Annotated in this window: 16 protein-coding genes and 1 pseudogene; 12 read left to right on the top strand and 5 right to left on the bottom strand. The window is 71.3% G+C overall.

Going from position 1 to position 14765, the window contains the following annotated elements; genetic code table 11:
* Nucleotides 1-114 precede the first annotated feature (114 nt).
* The 3 genes from NYZ98_RS15995 to NYZ98_RS15985 all read left to right on the top strand — a co-directional run bounded on the left by NYZ98_RS15995 (nt 115) and on the right by NYZ98_RS15985 (nt 3362).
* Complete coding sequence (locus NYZ98_RS15995; protein WP_262843571.1) at nt 115-1146, top strand: hypothetical protein; 1032 nt, start codon at nt 115-117, stop codon at nt 1144-1146.
* Nucleotides 1147-1209: 63 nt separating this feature from the next.
* Nucleotides 1210-2562, top strand: a complete 1353-nt coding sequence (locus NYZ98_RS15990; protein WP_262843570.1) for a PQQ-like beta-propeller repeat protein — start codon at nt 1210-1212, stop codon at nt 2560-2562.
* A complete protein-coding gene (locus tag NYZ98_RS15985; protein WP_262843569.1) occupies nt 2559-3362 on the top strand; it encodes a hypothetical protein in 804 nt (267 codons plus the stop codon). The genes NYZ98_RS15990 and NYZ98_RS15985 overlap by 4 nt, the downstream gene beginning before the upstream one ends.
* Before the next feature lie 92 nt (nt 3363-3454).
* Here the strand turns inward: NYZ98_RS15985 and NYZ98_RS15980 are convergent, their stop codons facing one another.
* Nucleotides 3455-4024 carry a TetR/AcrR family transcriptional regulator gene (locus NYZ98_RS15980; RefSeq protein WP_262843568.1) on the bottom strand — a complete coding sequence of 190 codons (570 nt, stop codon included), beginning with the start codon at nt 4022-4024 and terminating at the stop codon, nt 3455-3457.
* Nucleotides 4025-4145: 121 nt separating this feature from the next.
* On the opposite strand from NYZ98_RS15980, the gene NYZ98_RS15975 reads away from it, so the two are divergent.
* Nucleotides 4146-5309 (top strand): epoxide hydrolase family protein, encoded by a 1164-nt coding sequence (locus tag NYZ98_RS15975; protein ID WP_262843567.1) that lies wholly within the window; start codon nt 4146-4148, stop codon nt 5307-5309.
* 88 nt (nt 5310-5397) lie between these two features.
* Here the strand turns inward: NYZ98_RS15975 and NYZ98_RS15970 are convergent, their stop codons facing one another.
* From NYZ98_RS15970 to NYZ98_RS15955, 4 genes are all read right to left on the bottom strand, one after another.
* Nucleotides 5398-5742, bottom strand: coding sequence for an MFS transporter (locus tag NYZ98_RS15970; protein ID WP_262843566.1), 345 nt, complete (start codon nt 5740-5742; stop codon nt 5398-5400).
* A gap of 138 nt (nt 5743-5880) precedes the next feature.
* On the bottom strand, nt 5881-7110 hold the full coding sequence (locus NYZ98_RS15965) for a cytochrome P450 (RefSeq protein ID WP_262843565.1): 1230 nt from the start codon (nt 7108-7110) through the stop codon (nt 5881-5883).
* Nucleotides 7107-7763: a TetR/AcrR family transcriptional regulator gene (locus tag NYZ98_RS15960; protein ID WP_262843564.1), complete on the bottom strand. Its 657-nt coding sequence runs from the start codon at nt 7761-7763 to the stop codon at nt 7107-7109. Before NYZ98_RS15960 ends, NYZ98_RS15965 begins: the two co-directional genes overlap by 4 nt.
* A gap of 110 nt (nt 7764-7873) precedes the next feature.
* Complete coding sequence (locus tag NYZ98_RS15955; RefSeq protein WP_262843563.1) at nt 7874-9199, bottom strand: sensor histidine kinase; 1326 nt, start codon at nt 9197-9199, stop codon at nt 7874-7876.
* Nucleotides 9200-9435: 236 nt separating this feature from the next.
* Between NYZ98_RS15955 and NYZ98_RS15950 the strand changes: the two genes are divergently transcribed.
* The 8 genes and pseudogenes from NYZ98_RS15950 (at nt 9436) to NYZ98_RS15915 (ending at nt 14698) form a co-directional block, all read left to right on the top strand.
* The gene (locus tag NYZ98_RS15950) at nt 9436-10056 is read left to right on the top strand and encodes a TetR/AcrR family transcriptional regulator (RefSeq protein WP_262843562.1); all 621 of its coding nucleotides are present in this window, start codon (nt 9436-9438) and stop codon (nt 10054-10056) included.
* A gap of 34 nt (nt 10057-10090) precedes the next feature.
* A pseudogene (locus NYZ98_RS15945) lies at nt 10091-10300 on the top strand (DNA-binding response regulator); the annotation flags it as partial.
* Between the two features lie 104 nt (nt 10301-10404).
* Nucleotides 10405-11058, top strand: a complete 654-nt coding sequence (locus tag NYZ98_RS15940; protein ID WP_262843561.1) for a PadR family transcriptional regulator — start codon at nt 10405-10407, stop codon at nt 11056-11058.
* A gap of 44 nt (nt 11059-11102) precedes the next feature.
* A complete protein-coding gene (locus NYZ98_RS15935) occupies nt 11103-11849 on the top strand; it encodes a VOC family protein (RefSeq protein ID WP_262843560.1) in 747 nt (248 codons plus the stop codon).
* Between the two features lie 140 nt (nt 11850-11989).
* Nucleotides 11990-12328 carry a YciI family protein gene (locus tag NYZ98_RS15930; RefSeq protein WP_262843559.1) on the top strand — a complete coding sequence of 113 codons (339 nt, stop codon included), beginning with the start codon at nt 11990-11992 and terminating at the stop codon, nt 12326-12328.
* A gap of 38 nt (nt 12329-12366) precedes the next feature.
* Nucleotides 12367-13488: an RNA polymerase sigma factor gene (locus NYZ98_RS15925; protein ID WP_262843558.1), complete on the top strand. Its 1122-nt coding sequence runs from the start codon at nt 12367-12369 to the stop codon at nt 13486-13488.
* A 119-nt stretch (nt 13489-13607) separates the two neighbouring features.
* The gene (locus NYZ98_RS15920; RefSeq protein WP_262843557.1) at nt 13608-14195 is read left to right on the top strand and encodes a YceI family protein; all 588 of its coding nucleotides are present in this window, start codon (nt 13608-13610) and stop codon (nt 14193-14195) included.
* A 68-nt stretch (nt 14196-14263) separates the two neighbouring features.
* Nucleotides 14264-14698, top strand: coding sequence for an ester cyclase (locus tag NYZ98_RS15915; protein ID WP_262843556.1), 435 nt, complete (start codon nt 14264-14266; stop codon nt 14696-14698).
* The last annotated feature ends 67 nt before the right edge of the window (nt 14699-14765 follow it).

The following is a 14765-nucleotide window of genomic DNA, read 5'->3' as shown; positions in this document are numbered from 1 at the left end:
GAGCATGAGCCCCCGCGCCTGTGATCATGCTGAGAATTGCTGAGAACCCGCAGGGATCTTCGGCCGGTCTGCAAGGATGCGGAAAACGGGTGGCAACGATCTCGGAGGGCGTCAGTGGACGGATTCTTCGTCGACTACAGCGGGCTGAAGGATCTACATCAGGACTATTCCGCACGGCAACCTGACGTGAACGGATTCTTCCGCACCTTCGAGGAGCTGCATCCTCGGCCGGAGGACTTCCCCGAGGCGGCCGGCGACTCCCGGTTGCGGATCGACGAGCAGTCGGCGCAGGCCGTGACGGCGGCCGGCCTGCTGAGCGCCGGTCACCCCGGCACGACCCTGAAGGTCCAGACCATGGCCTACCGCTACGGCCAGGCCGAGGACGCGACCACCGGCGCGACGACGACCCTGGCCGAAGGGCCCGGCGCGGTGCCGGCGGTTCTGGCCGAAGGCCCCGGCGAGGACGAGCAGAGGCCGCTGGCCCCCCGCCTGGGGGCCGACATGGTGCAGATCTCCGCGCTCATCGGGTCGGTGGCGGGGTACTACAGGGGCGCGAGGCTCGGAGGATCCGCGCTGATGTCGGTCGGCGGCCTCGTCGGAAGCGGCCTCGTCACGTTGGCCGCGACGATCATCGTGCAGGACAACGTCCGCGACCCGGACGTGTGGGCGCAGCGCGGCAGGGCCGCCGCCCAGCTCAGGGACGGCCTGACCGAGCACGCGGACGGCGTCCACCACGCGGCCGGCGTCTCGGGCGAGAACCTGAAGGGCGAGGCCGGTGACACCTTCCGCGGTTTCGTGGCCACCGACGTCGTCGCCCCGAACAGGACCCTCGCCGACGCCGCCGGCGAGATCAGCCTGTACTCCCTGGCGGCCGGGGACGCGCAGAAGACGTTCAACGACCGGATCACCGTCGGCTCGGGGCTGGCCACGCTGGCCAGCGCTCCGGCCGCGTACCTGTACCCGCCGCTCCAGGTCTCGGTGGCGATCCTCTGGCTGATGTACGTCATGCACTGCCGCGACGACCTCCGGAGCGGCTACGCCGCGGCCGCGGGGCATCTCAGCCGGACCGGAGAGCTGTCGACCGTCAACGCGAAACTCCGAGGCGGCACCGGGACGGGGGGAGCCCCGGCGACCGTGACGATCTGACGAGTTTCAGACCGTCCACGCCGATCCCTCCTGCGCGCCCCGTGGCCGCCCCACAATGGCTAGATGAAGGGTCGCCGGATCGCGCTCGGCGCGCTGGCATGCGTCCTGGCCGTGTCGGCCACCTCCTCCGGTGGCCTCGGCGCCGCGCCCGGCTCACGCGGGCCAGTCCCGCGTGAGCCCGTTCGGGCCGGGCCCGTTCAGCGGGGCCCTGTGCCGGGCCGGCTGGTCGAGGTCTGGCACGGGCGGTGGGGCGGATTCGCGTTCGCCTACGATCCCGGCACCTCGCTCGTCCTGACGGCGGAGAGCTCCGGCACCGTCGTGGCGCGGGACGCCGGAACAGGGCAGGTCCGCTGGCGGCGGCGGACGGGGGCCGACCCGTCGATCCTGCTCACGCCCGGGGTGGCGGTGACCGAGTACGCGCTCGGCTCGCCCGAGGCCGTCGCCAGGCACGGTCTCGCGGCGCTGGACCTGGTCACGGGACGGCCGCTGTGGCGGATGTCCTACACCCGTCCCTTCGACCTCGCCACCCACGCCGTGGCGGCCGGCGGGCTGGTCCTGGTGGGCACCACGGCGGCCGAGCTCACCGCGGTCGACGCCCGCACGGGACGTACGGCGTGGCGCCGCCCGCTGCCGCCGGGGTGCGCCTACTGGGGTTACGGGATCGCGGCCGACCGGACCACCGCCGCGGCGTTGCTGCTGTGCGACCGCTTCCGCTTCCGGCTGGTCGTCATGGATCCGGCCACGGGACGGCCGCTGTGGCAGCGCAATCTGGAGTCCCTGCTCCGGAGCGGCCCGGATCTGAGGTCCGACCTGTCCATCGAGAAGAGCTATGAGCCGGCCGTGCTGGTGGAGTCGGGGGTGATCGCGGCGCACGGCGTCTCCGCCCTCGGGGTCTTCGAACGCGGCGGCGAGCGCCTTCTCGACCAGGACGCGGCAGGGCTGGTCTGCTACTCGCGATGCCGGTTCGCGGTGAACGAGGACAGCGTGGTCATCGGCTACGACGACCTGCGCCACATGCCCGTCATGCGGGCCGTGTCCCGGCACGGCGGCGCCGGCTGGTACGACGGCCGGCCGGAGGAGCAGCCCGGCGCGCTCGTCGCATACGGCGGCACTGTCTACACCCTCACCAGCTTCACCGCCTTCCCCTCGCCTGTGCGGCTGTGGGGGTTCGACCCGTCGACCGGCCGCCCGCTCGGGTTTTTCGCGACCTCGATGCCCTCCGCCGAGCTTCTCGCGGTCACGCGCGACCGCGTGATCATCGGAACTTTCACGCGGGTCACGGCTTACCGGACGGTGCCGGTGAGCGGGCCGCCGACGCGGCGGACACGTCCCACGGCCCGCAACCTCGCGCCACGCTCCACGGCCCGCAACCTCGCGCCACGCTCCGTGGTCCGGAACCTCAGGGCGCGTCCATGAACGCCCGCACCCCGCGCCCCGCCCGGCGGGTCCACGCACCCGCGCCGCCCTCGTCGCGGTGGGACCGCCTGAAGCGGCAGGCGCGCCGCCCCCTGGTCTGGCTGGTCGCGACGCTCGGCACCGCGCTCGCCGGGGTCGTGGCGGCGCTGGTGTCGCAGGCGGGCGCCCCGCTGGTCGAGGCCGTCGGCGGCGACCCGGTCAGCGCGGTCGTGGCGAGCTCCGAGAGCCTGGGCGGGTACGCGCTGCCCGGGGCGTTCTTCGTCTCGCCCGATCGGACGGTCCCCGGCGACAGCGTTCCCGGATATCTCACCGCCCAGGGAGCGGTGCCGGTGGGCGTGCTCCGCATGGTCGTGGTCCTCGAAGGACGCGGGAGGGGCGGCGTCCGGATCACCGGCATCCGGCCCGTCGTGGTGGAGCGGGGCGAAGCCCTGTCAGGGACCTATCTCCAGTGCTGCGTGTACGGGGCCGGGCCGGTCGACCCGCTGCTCATGGAGGTGGAGCTGGGAGCCGGGCCGCCGGTCCTGCTGCTGGGCGGCCGGCCGTACTTCCCGGGGAAGAACATCGACCTGGACCTCAACGAGAGGATCACCCTGAACGTGGAATTCTCCGCCGCCCGGCACAGGTACGCCTGGTACCTGGAGGTCGCCTTCACCGCCGCAGGTCGCGCCGGGACGATGCGGATCACCGACGCGGGCGGGCGGCCGTTCGCCCTGACGGACCGGGCCGCGCGGTACGGCGCCCGGTTCGCCGAGGACCCCGCTCAGCCGGGCCTGTTCACGGCCGTCACCGGCCACAGGTGAGGCACATTGTTCTCACCGGATTCTTGGCGGGGTGCGGTGTCGATGTCGTGTCCGGAGCAGGACGATCCAAGGCTCCGCTCGGGTGCCGCGGGTCAGGGCTGGTCGTCCACGAGAGCGATTGCGCGCGTCTCGGGAACTCCCAGCATCAGCAGGCTCGTGATCGTCGCTGCTCGGGCGCCGAGGGCCCCGTTCGACAGGTCGCTGTCCGCGATGGCGAACACGACGCCGTAGGCGACCTGGCTCAGAACGCCCGCCGGTAGGTGCCGCGCGAACACGTCGCTGTCCTGGCCCCGTTTCACGAGGTCGGCGAGGAGCTCGTCGACCGGCCCGAGCAGGCCGTGGATCGCCTCCCCGTACTCGCCGCGGCGCAGCGCCAGCAGCACCCGGTACCGGTGCGCCACCGGCCAGAGGCGGGCGACGAACTCGACCCACGTCGCGTCCGCTTCCGCGTCGGAGGCGTTGACCTCGGTGAGCACGGCTGTCATCTCGGTGACGGCCCGTTCCGTGAGCGTCCGGACCAGGTCGAGGCGCGAGGGGAAATGGCCGTAGACCGTGCGACGGACGACGCCGACGGCGGAGGCAATGTCGCCCATTCCGGCGTCGGGGTTCTCTCCCAGCACAGCGAGGGCGACGTCGAGGATGCGATCGCGTGTCTCGTTCATCGAGCGCACACGGGAGGACTCGGTGGGCACGGCACCATTGTTGCACACTGGTGTGCAATGAAGTAGATTGCACACCAGTGTGCAACGAAGAGTTGTGCTTCGAAGCTCAGGAGAAAAGGCAATGACCGCACCGGCGCAGCCGACCTCGACCCTCGTCCGCCCGTTCACCGTCTCGATCTCGGATTCGGAGATCGACGACCTGAAGCGGCGACTCGCCGGAACCCGATGGCCGGATCAGGAGACGGTGGGCGACTGGTCGCAAGGGGTTCGCTTAGAGAACGCCAGATCTCTGGTCGACCACTGGCAGCGCGGCTACGACTGGCGGCGCTTCGAGTCCGCGCTCAATCGCTTCCCCCAATTCCTGACCGAGATCGACGGGCTGGACATCCACTTCATCCACGTCAGGTCCAAGACTCCCCACGCGATGCCGCTGATACTCACGCACGGATGGCCGGGCTCGATCGTCGAGTTCCTGAAGCTGATCGGCCCGCTGACCGATCCGGTCTCGTTCGGAGGAGACGCCGCCGATTCATTCGACGTCGTCGTCCCGTCGCTCCCCGGGTTCGGGTTCTCCCAGAAGCCCACGGAGACCGGGTGGACCGTACCGCGCATCGCGAGCGCGTGGGTGGAGCTGATGAAGCGTCTCGGCTACACGAGATGGGCCGCGCAGGGCGGCGATTGGGGTGCCGTCGTCACCACCGCCCTCGGGGCCATGCGACCTGAGGGCCTTCTCGGAATTCATCTGAACACCCAGTACGCCTTTCCCGCGCAGATCCCCGACACCCTGTCGCCCGAACAGCGCCACGCCGTGGAGACCCTCGCCCTCTACACCGGCGAGCTCGGTGGGTCGAACCACCTTCAGGGCACCAAGCCGGAGACCGTCGGGTTCGCCCTGGCGGACTCTCCCGCCGGTCAGGCGGCCTGGATCTACGAGAAGTTCCAGTCCAAGACCGACAACGACGGGCTCGCCGAGGACGTCCTCAGCATGGACGACATGCTCGACGCGATATCCCTGTACTGGTTCACCAACAGCGCGGCGTCGTCCGGCCGCATCTACTGGGAGAACAGGTCGGGCACTCTCGCCGGCCCGAAGCTGACGCTTCCGGTCGCGGTGACCGTCTTCCCGAAGGACATCCCACGCCTGCCGCGAATCTGGATCGAGGACACCTACAGCAATCTGATCCACTACGGCGAGGCCGACAAGGGCGGGCACTTCGCGGCCTTGGAACAGCCCGAGATCCTGGTCAGCGAAATCCGCACCGGCCTGCGCACCCTTCGTTCCTGACGTGGAATCTCGCGACGAGGGGCTCTGCCCTCTTCGGGCCAACCCGCAGACTCCGGCCCGCCGCGCCCGGCGCCGGCGTTCCGACTCGTCACGGACGCGCCGCGACGAGGGGTTCGGCGGAGGGCTCGGGCGCGGCCGGGCGGCCGGGTGAGCGTCCCGGCAGGGCCAGGGTGATGGCCGCGGCCACCAGCGCCGCCCCGCAGCCGACCAGCATGCCGGTGCGGAAGCCGTTCTCTGACGGCAGCGTGAAGCCGCCCACCCGGATGGTCATCTGGGACAGGACGACCCCGACCACCGCGGCCGACACCGTCGTGCCGATGGAACGCATCAGGGTGTTGAAGCCGTTGGCGGCGGCGGTCTCCGACCGGGGCACCGCGCCCATGATCAGGGCGGGCATCGCCCCGTAGGCGAGCCCGACGCCGGCGCTGCACACGCAGGTGACGACCAGCAGCCCCCACGTCGAGTCCTGAACGACCGCCCCGGTTCCTGAGAAACCGGGACGGCCAGGGCGCCGGGGCCGGACGCGGAGTCCGGCCCCGGCCCGGTCCTCACTCCTCGACGCGGGGGAGGGTCACCACGTCACGGGCAGTTCGTAGGCCCCGTACACCGCGCCGTCGTGCTTGAACGGGATCCGGTCCAGGCCGACCGCCAGCCGCAGCGTCGGGACGCGCCGGTACAGCGTGCTGTACACGACCTGGAGCTCCATCCGGGCCAGCGGCTGGCCCAGGCACTGGTGCACCCCGAACCCGAAGGCCACGTGGCGGCGGGCGTCGCGGTGGAGGTCCAGCCGGTCGGGGTCGGGGAAGACCGAGGGGTCCCGGTTGCCGATGTCGTTGGCCATGATCAGCCCGTCGCCGGCGCGGATGACCTCGCCCGCGATCTCGATGTCCTCCAGCGCGACCCGGCGGCGGCCGTTGTGGGTGATGTTCAGGTAGCGCAGCAGCTCCTCCACCGCCCCGGCGACCACCTTCGGGTCGTCGGTCCCCCTGAGCAGCGCGAGCTGGCCGGGGTGTTCCAGCAGGGCGAGCGTGCCGAGCGCGATCATGTTCGCGGTGGTCTCGTGCCCGGCGATCAGCAGCAGCACGCCCATCCGCGCGGCTTCCTGCCGCGACAGCTCCCCGGCGTTGACCCGCACCGCCAGCCCGGACAGCAGGTCGGTCCCCGGGTCGGCGAGCTTGGCGCCCATCAGTTCGTCCAGGTAGGCGGCCAGCCGGCCGAAGGCGGCCTGCCGCTGCTCGGGCGCCGCGTCCCGTTTGATGATGGTCTTGCTGTTGTCCTGGAACATGTCGTGGTCGTCGTACGGCACCCCGAGCAGCTCGCAGATGACCAGGGAGGGCACCGGCAGGGCGAACACCTCGACCAGGTCCACCGGCCTGGGGCCGGCCAGCATGTCGTCGATCAGACCGTCCACGATCTTCTGCACCGCCGGGCGCATCGCCTCCACCCGCCTGATGGTGAACGGCGCCGTGACCATCCGCCGCAGCCGGTGGTGCTCGGGGTCGTCCATCAGGATGAAGCTGACGGGCGAGCCGTCGGCCGGGAGCGGCACCGGGCTCGGGTACCCGGGGCGGGTGATGTCGGAGCTGACCCTCGGGTCGGACAGCAGGGCCCGCTGCTCGGCGTACCGGGTGACCAGCCACGGCGTGCTGCCGTCCGCCAGGCCGACCTTCGCGAGCGGGGCCTCCTCCTGCCGGGCGCGCAGGGCGGGCGGCGGGTCGAACGGGCAGCCGTCCGCCCTGGCCATCGGGAACCGTGCCATTCCTGCCGGGTTCTCGCCGGCCGGTTTCGAGGTGACCGTCATCGTCTCCCTTTCGTGACGGGTGCCAGCCACAGCCCGACGAGGGCGTCGATCAGCCCGGTCGCGGCGCCGTGCCAGCTCCTACGGGGGGTGGGGATGCCTTCGGCGAGCGCGCGCTCGCGCTCGGCGCACATGTGGGCCATCAACTGCCCGGCCATGTCATTGCGTTCGGCGCGCACCTCGACCGGAAGTTCGGGAAGGCACCGATTCAGCCCGTCGAGGGTCTGCCGCAGCGAGGGCGAGCAGAGCGACTCCTCCACCATGATCTCGCGGAGCACGGGGTCGGTCATCACCTGGGCGCCGAACCGGGCGAACCACGTGGGTGTGCCCAGGGCGTCCAGGTGGTCGGTGACCGGGCGTACCAGGCAGGCCACCCAGTCCCGTACGTCGGTGGGGTCGGCGATCTCGGCGGCCATCCGCAGGCGGCCCCGCTCGATCTGCTCGGCGTGCCTGCGCGCGATGGCCCGGACCAGGTCCGTTTTCGTGCCGAAGTGGTACCCGACCGCGGCGTTGTTCCCCTGCCCCGCGGCCTCGCTGACCTGGCGGTTGGACACGGCGAACACCCCGTGCTCGGCGAACAGCCGCTCCGCCGCCGTCAGGATCTGCTCCCGTGTCGCGCTGACCCGCCCGGCCCGGACGGTCCCGCCGGTCCTCATCCCGACCTCCTCCGCGCGCCGGCCTTCGGCTTTACCCAGGCAGTCAACCTGGTCGCAGAGTTTAAGTCAAGCGACTGATTTAATGCACGCTCATCAAATGAGGTGGACGGTCAGGGGGTGGGGGCCGGGGGGAGTTTCAGGACGAAGCGGGCGCCGGTCGGGGTGTCCTCGATGGTGAGCGTGCCGCCGCTCATCTCGGCGATCTGGCGGGCGATCGGCAGCCCGAGGCCGGTGCCGCCGGGGTCCCTCTGGCGGCTCTCGCTGAGGCGGACGAATCGCTGGAAGACGATGTCGCGTTCGCCGGGCGCGATGCCCGCGCCGTCGTCCAGTACCTCGAGGACGGCGCGGGCCTCCGGGGCGGGGCCGTCGCGGTACACCGTGACGACGACGACGCCGCGGGCGTGCCGTTCGGCGTTGGCCAGCAGGTTGCCGAGCAACCGGCACAGGCGCAGCCGGTCGCCCAGCACCACCACCCCCTGCTGGAGCCGCCGCTCGATCCGCAGGGCGGTACGGCGGCCGGCCACCTCGGCGGTGACCAGTTCGGCGAGGTCCACCGGCTCGCGGGCGGGGGGCGGCTCCGCGTCGAGGCGGGCCAGGGCCAGCAGGTCGGCGATGATCGCCTGCAGCCGGTCCAGGTTCCCCAGCAGGCACGCGCACACGTGCGGGGCCAGCGCCACATCGGGCGCCGCCATGGCGTCCTCCACCTCGACACGCATGGCGGTGACCGGGTTGCGCAGGTCGTGGCAGACGTCGGAGGCGAACCGGCGCTGCTTCTCGACCGCCTGCTGCAGCCGGCCCAGCGTGAGGTTGAGGCTGTCGGCCAGCGCGCGGAGCTCGTCGTCGTAGCGGGGGACCGGCACCCTGGCGGTGAGGCTGGTGGCGTTGATCTCGTCAAGCTGGGAATGGATCAGCCCGACCGGGTGCAGGCAGGCGCCGACCACCCGGAAGCAGCTGAAGGTGACCGCCGCGATGATGCCCGCCACCCCCGCGACCAGCAGCACCGCCACGCTCGGGTCGACCAGGGCCGGGATGGGCGGGGCCGAGCTGTAGACGCTCCAGGTCGCCCCGTCGAGGTACACCTGCCGTTCCACGATGAGGTCGCACGGGCTGCCGCCGGGGATGGCGTTGCCGCAGTCGGTGATCACGGCGCCGGGGACGGTGGGGGAGTGGATCAGCTGGGGCAGCGCCGCCTTCCCCTGCAGGGCGGCGCTGGCGGCCATGACGCGGCCCTGCGCGTCCACCACCTGCAGCACCTTGACGTACCCGCTCGACAGCAGCGGGCCTCGGATGTTCCCTCGTTCCAGGTCCAGGGCGATGCGCCCCGCCGCCCCGTCCAGCAGGTCGACCAGGCGGGCGGTGGCCAGGCTGTGCAACAGCACCAGCAGCAGCACGCTGAGCAGGACGCCGGCCACCGCCGCCGCCAACCCCGACCACAAGGCGCAACGCGTCCGGATCGAGCGCCGCCAGACCCTCACCATGGCCCCCGGTCACCAGTCCAGCACACCCCGTACATGCCCTGACCAGCCGGAGCCCCCGAAGATCTAAAACTGCCGGTCGCCGCGGCGGGTGTCCTTTCCGATAGTCCGCCAGATGACCGCCATGCCCAGCGCGAGGACGAGCAGGGCGACGACCACGATGGCCCCCTTGACCAGGAAGTCGGAAAAAGGGACCCGTGCCCAAGCAGGTGGATCCCGTGGCCCGTCGCGGCGAGGTGGTCGACGCGCTGTTCAGGGTCGTCTTCCGGGACGGCCTGCAGCGGGCGTCGCTGCGCGCCGTCGCCGACGAGGCCGGCCTCAACATCGGCTCGCTGCGGCACTACTTCGCCGACCAGCAGGAACTCATGCGGTTCGCGATGCGGGCCATGCTGGACCGGGTCGGCGATCGGCTGCTCCACCGCATCGACGAACTGGGGGACCTGAGCGCCCTCACCGAGGAGCAGCGGCTGCGCCTGCCGATGGACCTGCTCTCCGAGCTGCTCCCGCTCGACGAGACCCGCCGCGCCGAGGCCGCGGTCTTCATCGACTTCGTCACGGCGGCCAGGACCCATCCCGCGATCGACGACGAGCTCGCGCGCAGGTCCGCCGCGGGAACCAGGTCCCTGATCAGGCGGATCCTCACCCGCATGAGGGAGATGGGAACGCTACGGCCCGGCCTGGACGTCGACGTCGAGACCGAGCGCCTGAACTCCCTGGTGGACGGGCTCGGCCTCAACACGGTGTTGTACCCGGACCTGCTCAGCCCGCAGGGCTGCGTCGAGGTCCTCCAGACCCACCTCGACGAGCTGACCGGCTAGCCGCCCTCCCGACCCACGGGTCCAGGACCGTGCCGCGTCCGGACGGGCCGGAGTCGGCTACCTGCTCAAGGACCGCATCGGCGAGGTCGCCGACTTCTCCGACGCGGTGTCGCGGGTCGCGGCCGGCGAGACCGTCATCGACCCTGACGTGGTACGGCAGTTGCTGAACCGCCCACGCACGACCAACCCACTCGACCGGTTGACCACACGGGAACGGGAGGTGCTCGGGCAGATGGCCGAAGGACACACGTTCTCGATCCGGCCTGCGGTGCCGGTGTACTGGCGCCGCACTCCGACGCTGCGTTCACGCCGCAAGATCACGACGTCCGCCCGGAGCACTAGCCAAATTTGACTAGTGCGGAGATCCGCAGTACGTTCCGAGAAAGCCGGCTGACCGCGGCCGGCGACATCGAAGGGAATTCGTTGAAGCCTGTACGGCTGCTCGTGCTCGGCGCATTGCGCCGCCGAGGACGCGCACACGGCTACCAGGTTCGCGCGGACCTGGAGGCGTGGGGTGCGCACGAGTGGTCCACCGCCACCTCGGGCTCGGTCTACCACGCACTCAAGAGCATGGCCGGCCAGGGATTGCTGGTGGCGCACGAGACGGGTCCTTCGGAGGCCGGAGGCCCGCCGCGAACCGAATACGAGCTGACCGGGAAGGGCGACGAGGAGTACTTCGCCCTGCTGCGCCAGGCGCTGTCCGACCGCCAGCCGAGCCTGGACGTGCTGGCTGGCGCCGTCGGCCTGATCGAGGATCTGCCCCGCGATCAGGCTCTGCAGATGTTGCGCGAGCGTGCGCGAGCGATGGACGCGTGGCGCGAGAGCGTCACCGCGCACTTGCCCGCGGGCACCGACCTGGACACCTGGGGTCCGGTCGGTGAGGTACTGACGCTGTGGTTGACCACCGCCGACTACGGCGCCACTTGGACCCATCGGCTGATCCGCCGCCTCGAAGAAGGCGCGTTCACCATGGCCGGCGAGGTCCCCGCACCGATCGAATAGGGACCCGCCGCACGACTCAACCCGCCCTGTCGAAACGGAGAATGATGGCCAACGAGATCACTGTGCCGCTGCTCCCTTGCCGGTCGATCGACGAGATCGTCGAGTTCTACACCATGCTGGGCTTCGACCGGACCTACTACCAGCTCCGCCCGTATCCGTGCGTGGGCCTGAAGCGAGAAGACCTCCAGCTGCAGTTCTTCGGCATTCCGGACTTCAGACCCGAGGACTCCTACGGCAGTTGCGTGGTCCTCGTGTCCGACACCGGGGCGCTGTTCGAGGCGTTCGCGGCCGGCATGCGCAAGGTCCACGGCAAGCTCCTGGTCTCCGGCATCCCGCGGATGACCAGGCCACGCAAGCGGAAGAACGTCGGTGGCGTCGCCGGCTTCTCGGTCGTCGACCCCGGCGGCAACTGGATCCGGATCTTCCACAACACCGCCGCGGCGGACGACGACACCGACGAACCGGCCAGCCAACTCGCGAAGGCCATGCGGAACGCGGTCGTGCTGGGCGACTCCAAGGGCGACACCCGGCAGGCCGCCCGGATCCTGGACAGCGCGCTGACCAGGCACCGCGGGTCGGCGCCGGTCACCGACCTGGTGGAAGCCCTGGCCTATCGCACCGAGCTCGCACTCCGTGCCGAAGACACCACCGCCGCCCGCGACGCCCTCGCCCGGGCACGCGCGCTCACCCTCTCCGAAGCCGAGCGCGAGAAACTCGGCGAGACCCTGGCCGGCCTCGACGACCTGGAGGCCGTCCTCCTCGACCCGACCTCAAGGTCATCGACCCCCTGACCCTGCCTCAAGGTCATCTCGTGTTCGGGGGCCCTTCGAGTAGCGTCGTGGACTGTCATGGATTGCGCACCTCGGTGGTGTCCCCCGCGCCGCCGCTCGTTCGTCGTAGAGGTGAGAGCCCAACGTCCCGGGAGGCCGCGATGCAGTACGCCCTGATGATCTATATCGAGCCCGGCTACGGCGAGGCGCTGCCCGGCGAGGACCAGGAAGCGGCCTACGCCGATTACGCGGCGCTGGCCGATGACCCCCGGTGCCTCGTGGCCGCGCAGCTGCGGTCCGCCGAGACGGCGACCAGCGTGCGGGTGGCCGGTGGCCGGACGCTGATGACCGACGGACCGTTCGCCGACACCAAGGAGGTGCTCGGCGGCATCTACCTGGTCGAGGCGGCCGACCTGGACGAGGCCATCGAGCTGGCGGCCCGCATCCCGGCCGCCCGGCTCGGCGGCGCGGTCGAGGTCAGGCCGGTGGTGCCACGCTGACCGCGCTGGAGGAGGTCTTCCGTGACCAGTGGGGCCGGGTGCTGGCCTCCCTGGTCGGGTGCTTCGGCGACTTCGACAGGGCCGAGGAGGCGGCGCAGGAGGCGTTCGCCATCGCGGCGGAACGCTGGCCCGCCTCGGGCCCGCCCGCCAACCCGGGCGCGTGGCTGGTGACGACGGCCCGTAACCGGGCGATCGACCGGATCCGCCGGGAACGCACCCTGGCCGAGAAGATCCACCTGCTGCCGGTGCCGGAGGCGGTCATGGACGAATCGGACGACACCGTGATCAAGGACGAACGGCTCGAACTGATCTTCACGTGCTGCCACCCGGCGCTGCCGCTGGAGGGGCAGGTGGCGCTCACGCTGCGGGCCCTCGGCGGCCTCGCGACCGCCGACATCGCCCGGGCGTTCCTGGTCCCGGAGGAGACCATGAAACGCCGCCTGTCCCGCGCCAAGGCCAAGATCAAGGCGACCGGGATCCCGTTCTCGGTCCCCGGTGCGCCCCTGCTCGCCGACCGCCTCGACGCGGTGCTCGCCGTCGTCTACCTGATCTACAACGAGGGCTACAGCGGCCGGGTCGACCTCGGCGCCGAGGCCATCCGCCTCGGCCGGGTGCTCGCCGGGCTCATGCCGGACGAGCCGGAGGCGCACGGGCTGCTCGCGCTGATGATGATCCACCACGCCCGGCGGCGCGCCCGGTTCGCCGGCGAGGACCTCGTCCTGCTCGACGACCAGGACCGGTCGCTGTGGGACACCGGCCAGATCGCCGAAGGACGGGCGATGCTCGACCGGGCGATCGCGCTGGGCGGTCGCGGCGCCTACGTCGTCCAGGCCGCGATCGCCTCACTGCAGGCGCGGGAGCGGATCGACTGGGGGCAGGTCGCCGGGTTGTACCGGCGGCTGGCCGCCCTCACCGGCTCGCCGGTGGTCGAGCTCAACCGCGCCGTGGCGCTCGCCCAGGCCGGCGACCCCGCCGCGGCGCTGGACGCCGTCGAGGTGCTCGACCTGGGCGGATACCTCTATTTCCACTCGACCCGGGGGGAGTTGCTGCGGCGGCTCGGCCGCGACGACGAGGCCCGCGCGGCCTACCGGCGCGCGCTCGACCTGGCCACCTCCACTCCCGAGCGGCGGTTCCTGACCCGGCGCCTCGAAGGGTTCTGACCCAGCGCCTCGCGTCCCAGCGCCTCGCGTCCCAGCGCCTCGCGTCCCAGCGTCTCGCGACCCAGGGCCTCGCGACCCAGAGCCTCGAAGACGTGCGACCCGGGGTGTCCCCTGGGCGGGTGCCCGTTCGTCGCCTGGACATGAGCGAACACCTTCCCGCGACCATCGCGGTCCCCGGCTACACGGCCGGCACCTGGAAGGCCGACCCGGTGCACTCCGAGATCGCCTTCTCCGTCCGGCACCTCATGGTCGGCAAGGCGCGCGGCCGGTTCACCGGTTACGACGTCACGATCGTCACCGGCGCGGACCCGCTGTCCTCGTCGGTCACCGCGACGATCGACCTGGCGTCCGTCGACACCGGCTACGGACCCCGTGACCGCCACCTCCGCTCCGCCGACTTCCTGGAGGTCGAGACGTACCCGGCGATGACCTACCGCTCCACCGGCGTCGGGCGCGCCGGCGACGGCTGGGTCGTCGACGGTGAGCTGACGTTGCACGGCGTCACCCGGCGGGTGCCGCTGGCCGCCGAGGTGAACGGGTTCGGGCCCGATCCGTTCGGCGGGCAGCGGGCCGGCTTCTCGGTGACCGCGCTGATCAACCGGCGCGACTTCGGCATCGGGACCGCCGTCCCGATGGGCGGCGGTGAGGTCGTGGTCGGCGACCAGGTGTCGATCAGCCTCGAGATCGAGGCCGTCCTCCAGAAGTGACCCAGGACGGGCCGCCGCACCTCGGCGGCCGGTCCACCGAACGTTCCCATCGAACCAGGAGAAAGCACATGTCAGCAGCACAGCCGGCCGGCGGCACCGCGTCGTTCAGCCGCCTCCACGAGGCCGTCAACACCGGCGATATGGAACTCATCTCCAAGACGATCGACGAGCTCGCCGAGCCGGACGTGCTGGTCCGCACGCCGGTGCCGATCGGGGCGACGGGGGCGGCGGCACTGAAGGAGGTGTTCACCAGGCTCCTGCGGGCCTTCCCCGACCTGCACATCGCGGTCGAGGACATGATCGTCCAGGGGGACAAGGTGGTCTACCGGAACACGGTCACCGGGACCCACCAGGGCGAGTACATGGGCGTGCCACCGACCGGCAGATCGATCACCTACCAGGAGATCTTCATCTTCCGCTTCGCGGACGGCCGGATCGCCGAGACCTGGGGGGTCGTCGACCTGCTGTCACAGATGCGGCAGCTCGGCGTGATCGAGATGTGAGGCGGGCGCGCCGCCTCACATTCCCGGTGGCCGTGTCGTCGGACTACCGACCCACCATCCAGCACGC

Origin of the sequence: Sphaerisporangium corydalis (assembly GCF_025506355.1) — a bacterium.
GTDB classification, from domain to species: Bacteria; Actinomycetota; Actinomycetes; order Streptosporangiales; family Streptosporangiaceae; genus Sphaerisporangium; species Sphaerisporangium corydalis.
The sequence above is the reverse complement of the archived record's forward strand: the minus strand, read 5'-3'. Positions and strand labels throughout refer to the sequence as shown.

Coding starts and splice junctions, on each gene's coding strand:
- NYZ98_RS15975 (WP_262843567.1), top strand. CDS start 4,146: ATGACCGCACCGGCGCAGCCGACCTCGACCCTCGTCCGCCCGTTCACC.
- NYZ98_RS15930 (WP_262843559.1), top strand. CDS start 11,990: ATGCAGTACGCCCTGATGATCTATATCGAGCCCGGCTACGGCGAGGCG.
- NYZ98_RS15980 (WP_262843568.1), bottom strand. CDS start 4,024: ATGAACGAGACACGCGATCGCATCCTCGACGTCGCCCTCGCTGTGCTG.
- NYZ98_RS15915 (WP_262843556.1), top strand. CDS start 14,264: ATGTCAGCAGCACAGCCGGCCGGCGGCACCGCGTCGTTCAGCCGCCTC.
- NYZ98_RS15985 (WP_262843569.1), top strand. CDS start 2,559: ATGAACGCCCGCACCCCGCGCCCCGCCCGGCGGGTCCACGCACCCGCG.
- NYZ98_RS15965 (WP_262843565.1), bottom strand. CDS start 7,110: ATGACGGTCACCTCGAAACCGGCCGGCGAGAACCCGGCAGGAATGGCA.
- NYZ98_RS15960 (WP_262843564.1), bottom strand. CDS start 7,763: ATGAGGACCGGCGGGACCGTCCGGGCCGGGCGGGTCAGCGCGACACGG.
- NYZ98_RS15935 (WP_262843560.1), top strand. CDS start 11,103: ATGGCCAACGAGATCACTGTGCCGCTGCTCCCTTGCCGGTCGATCGAC.
- NYZ98_RS15990 (WP_262843570.1), top strand. CDS start 1,210: ATGAAGGGTCGCCGGATCGCGCTCGGCGCGCTGGCATGCGTCCTGGCC.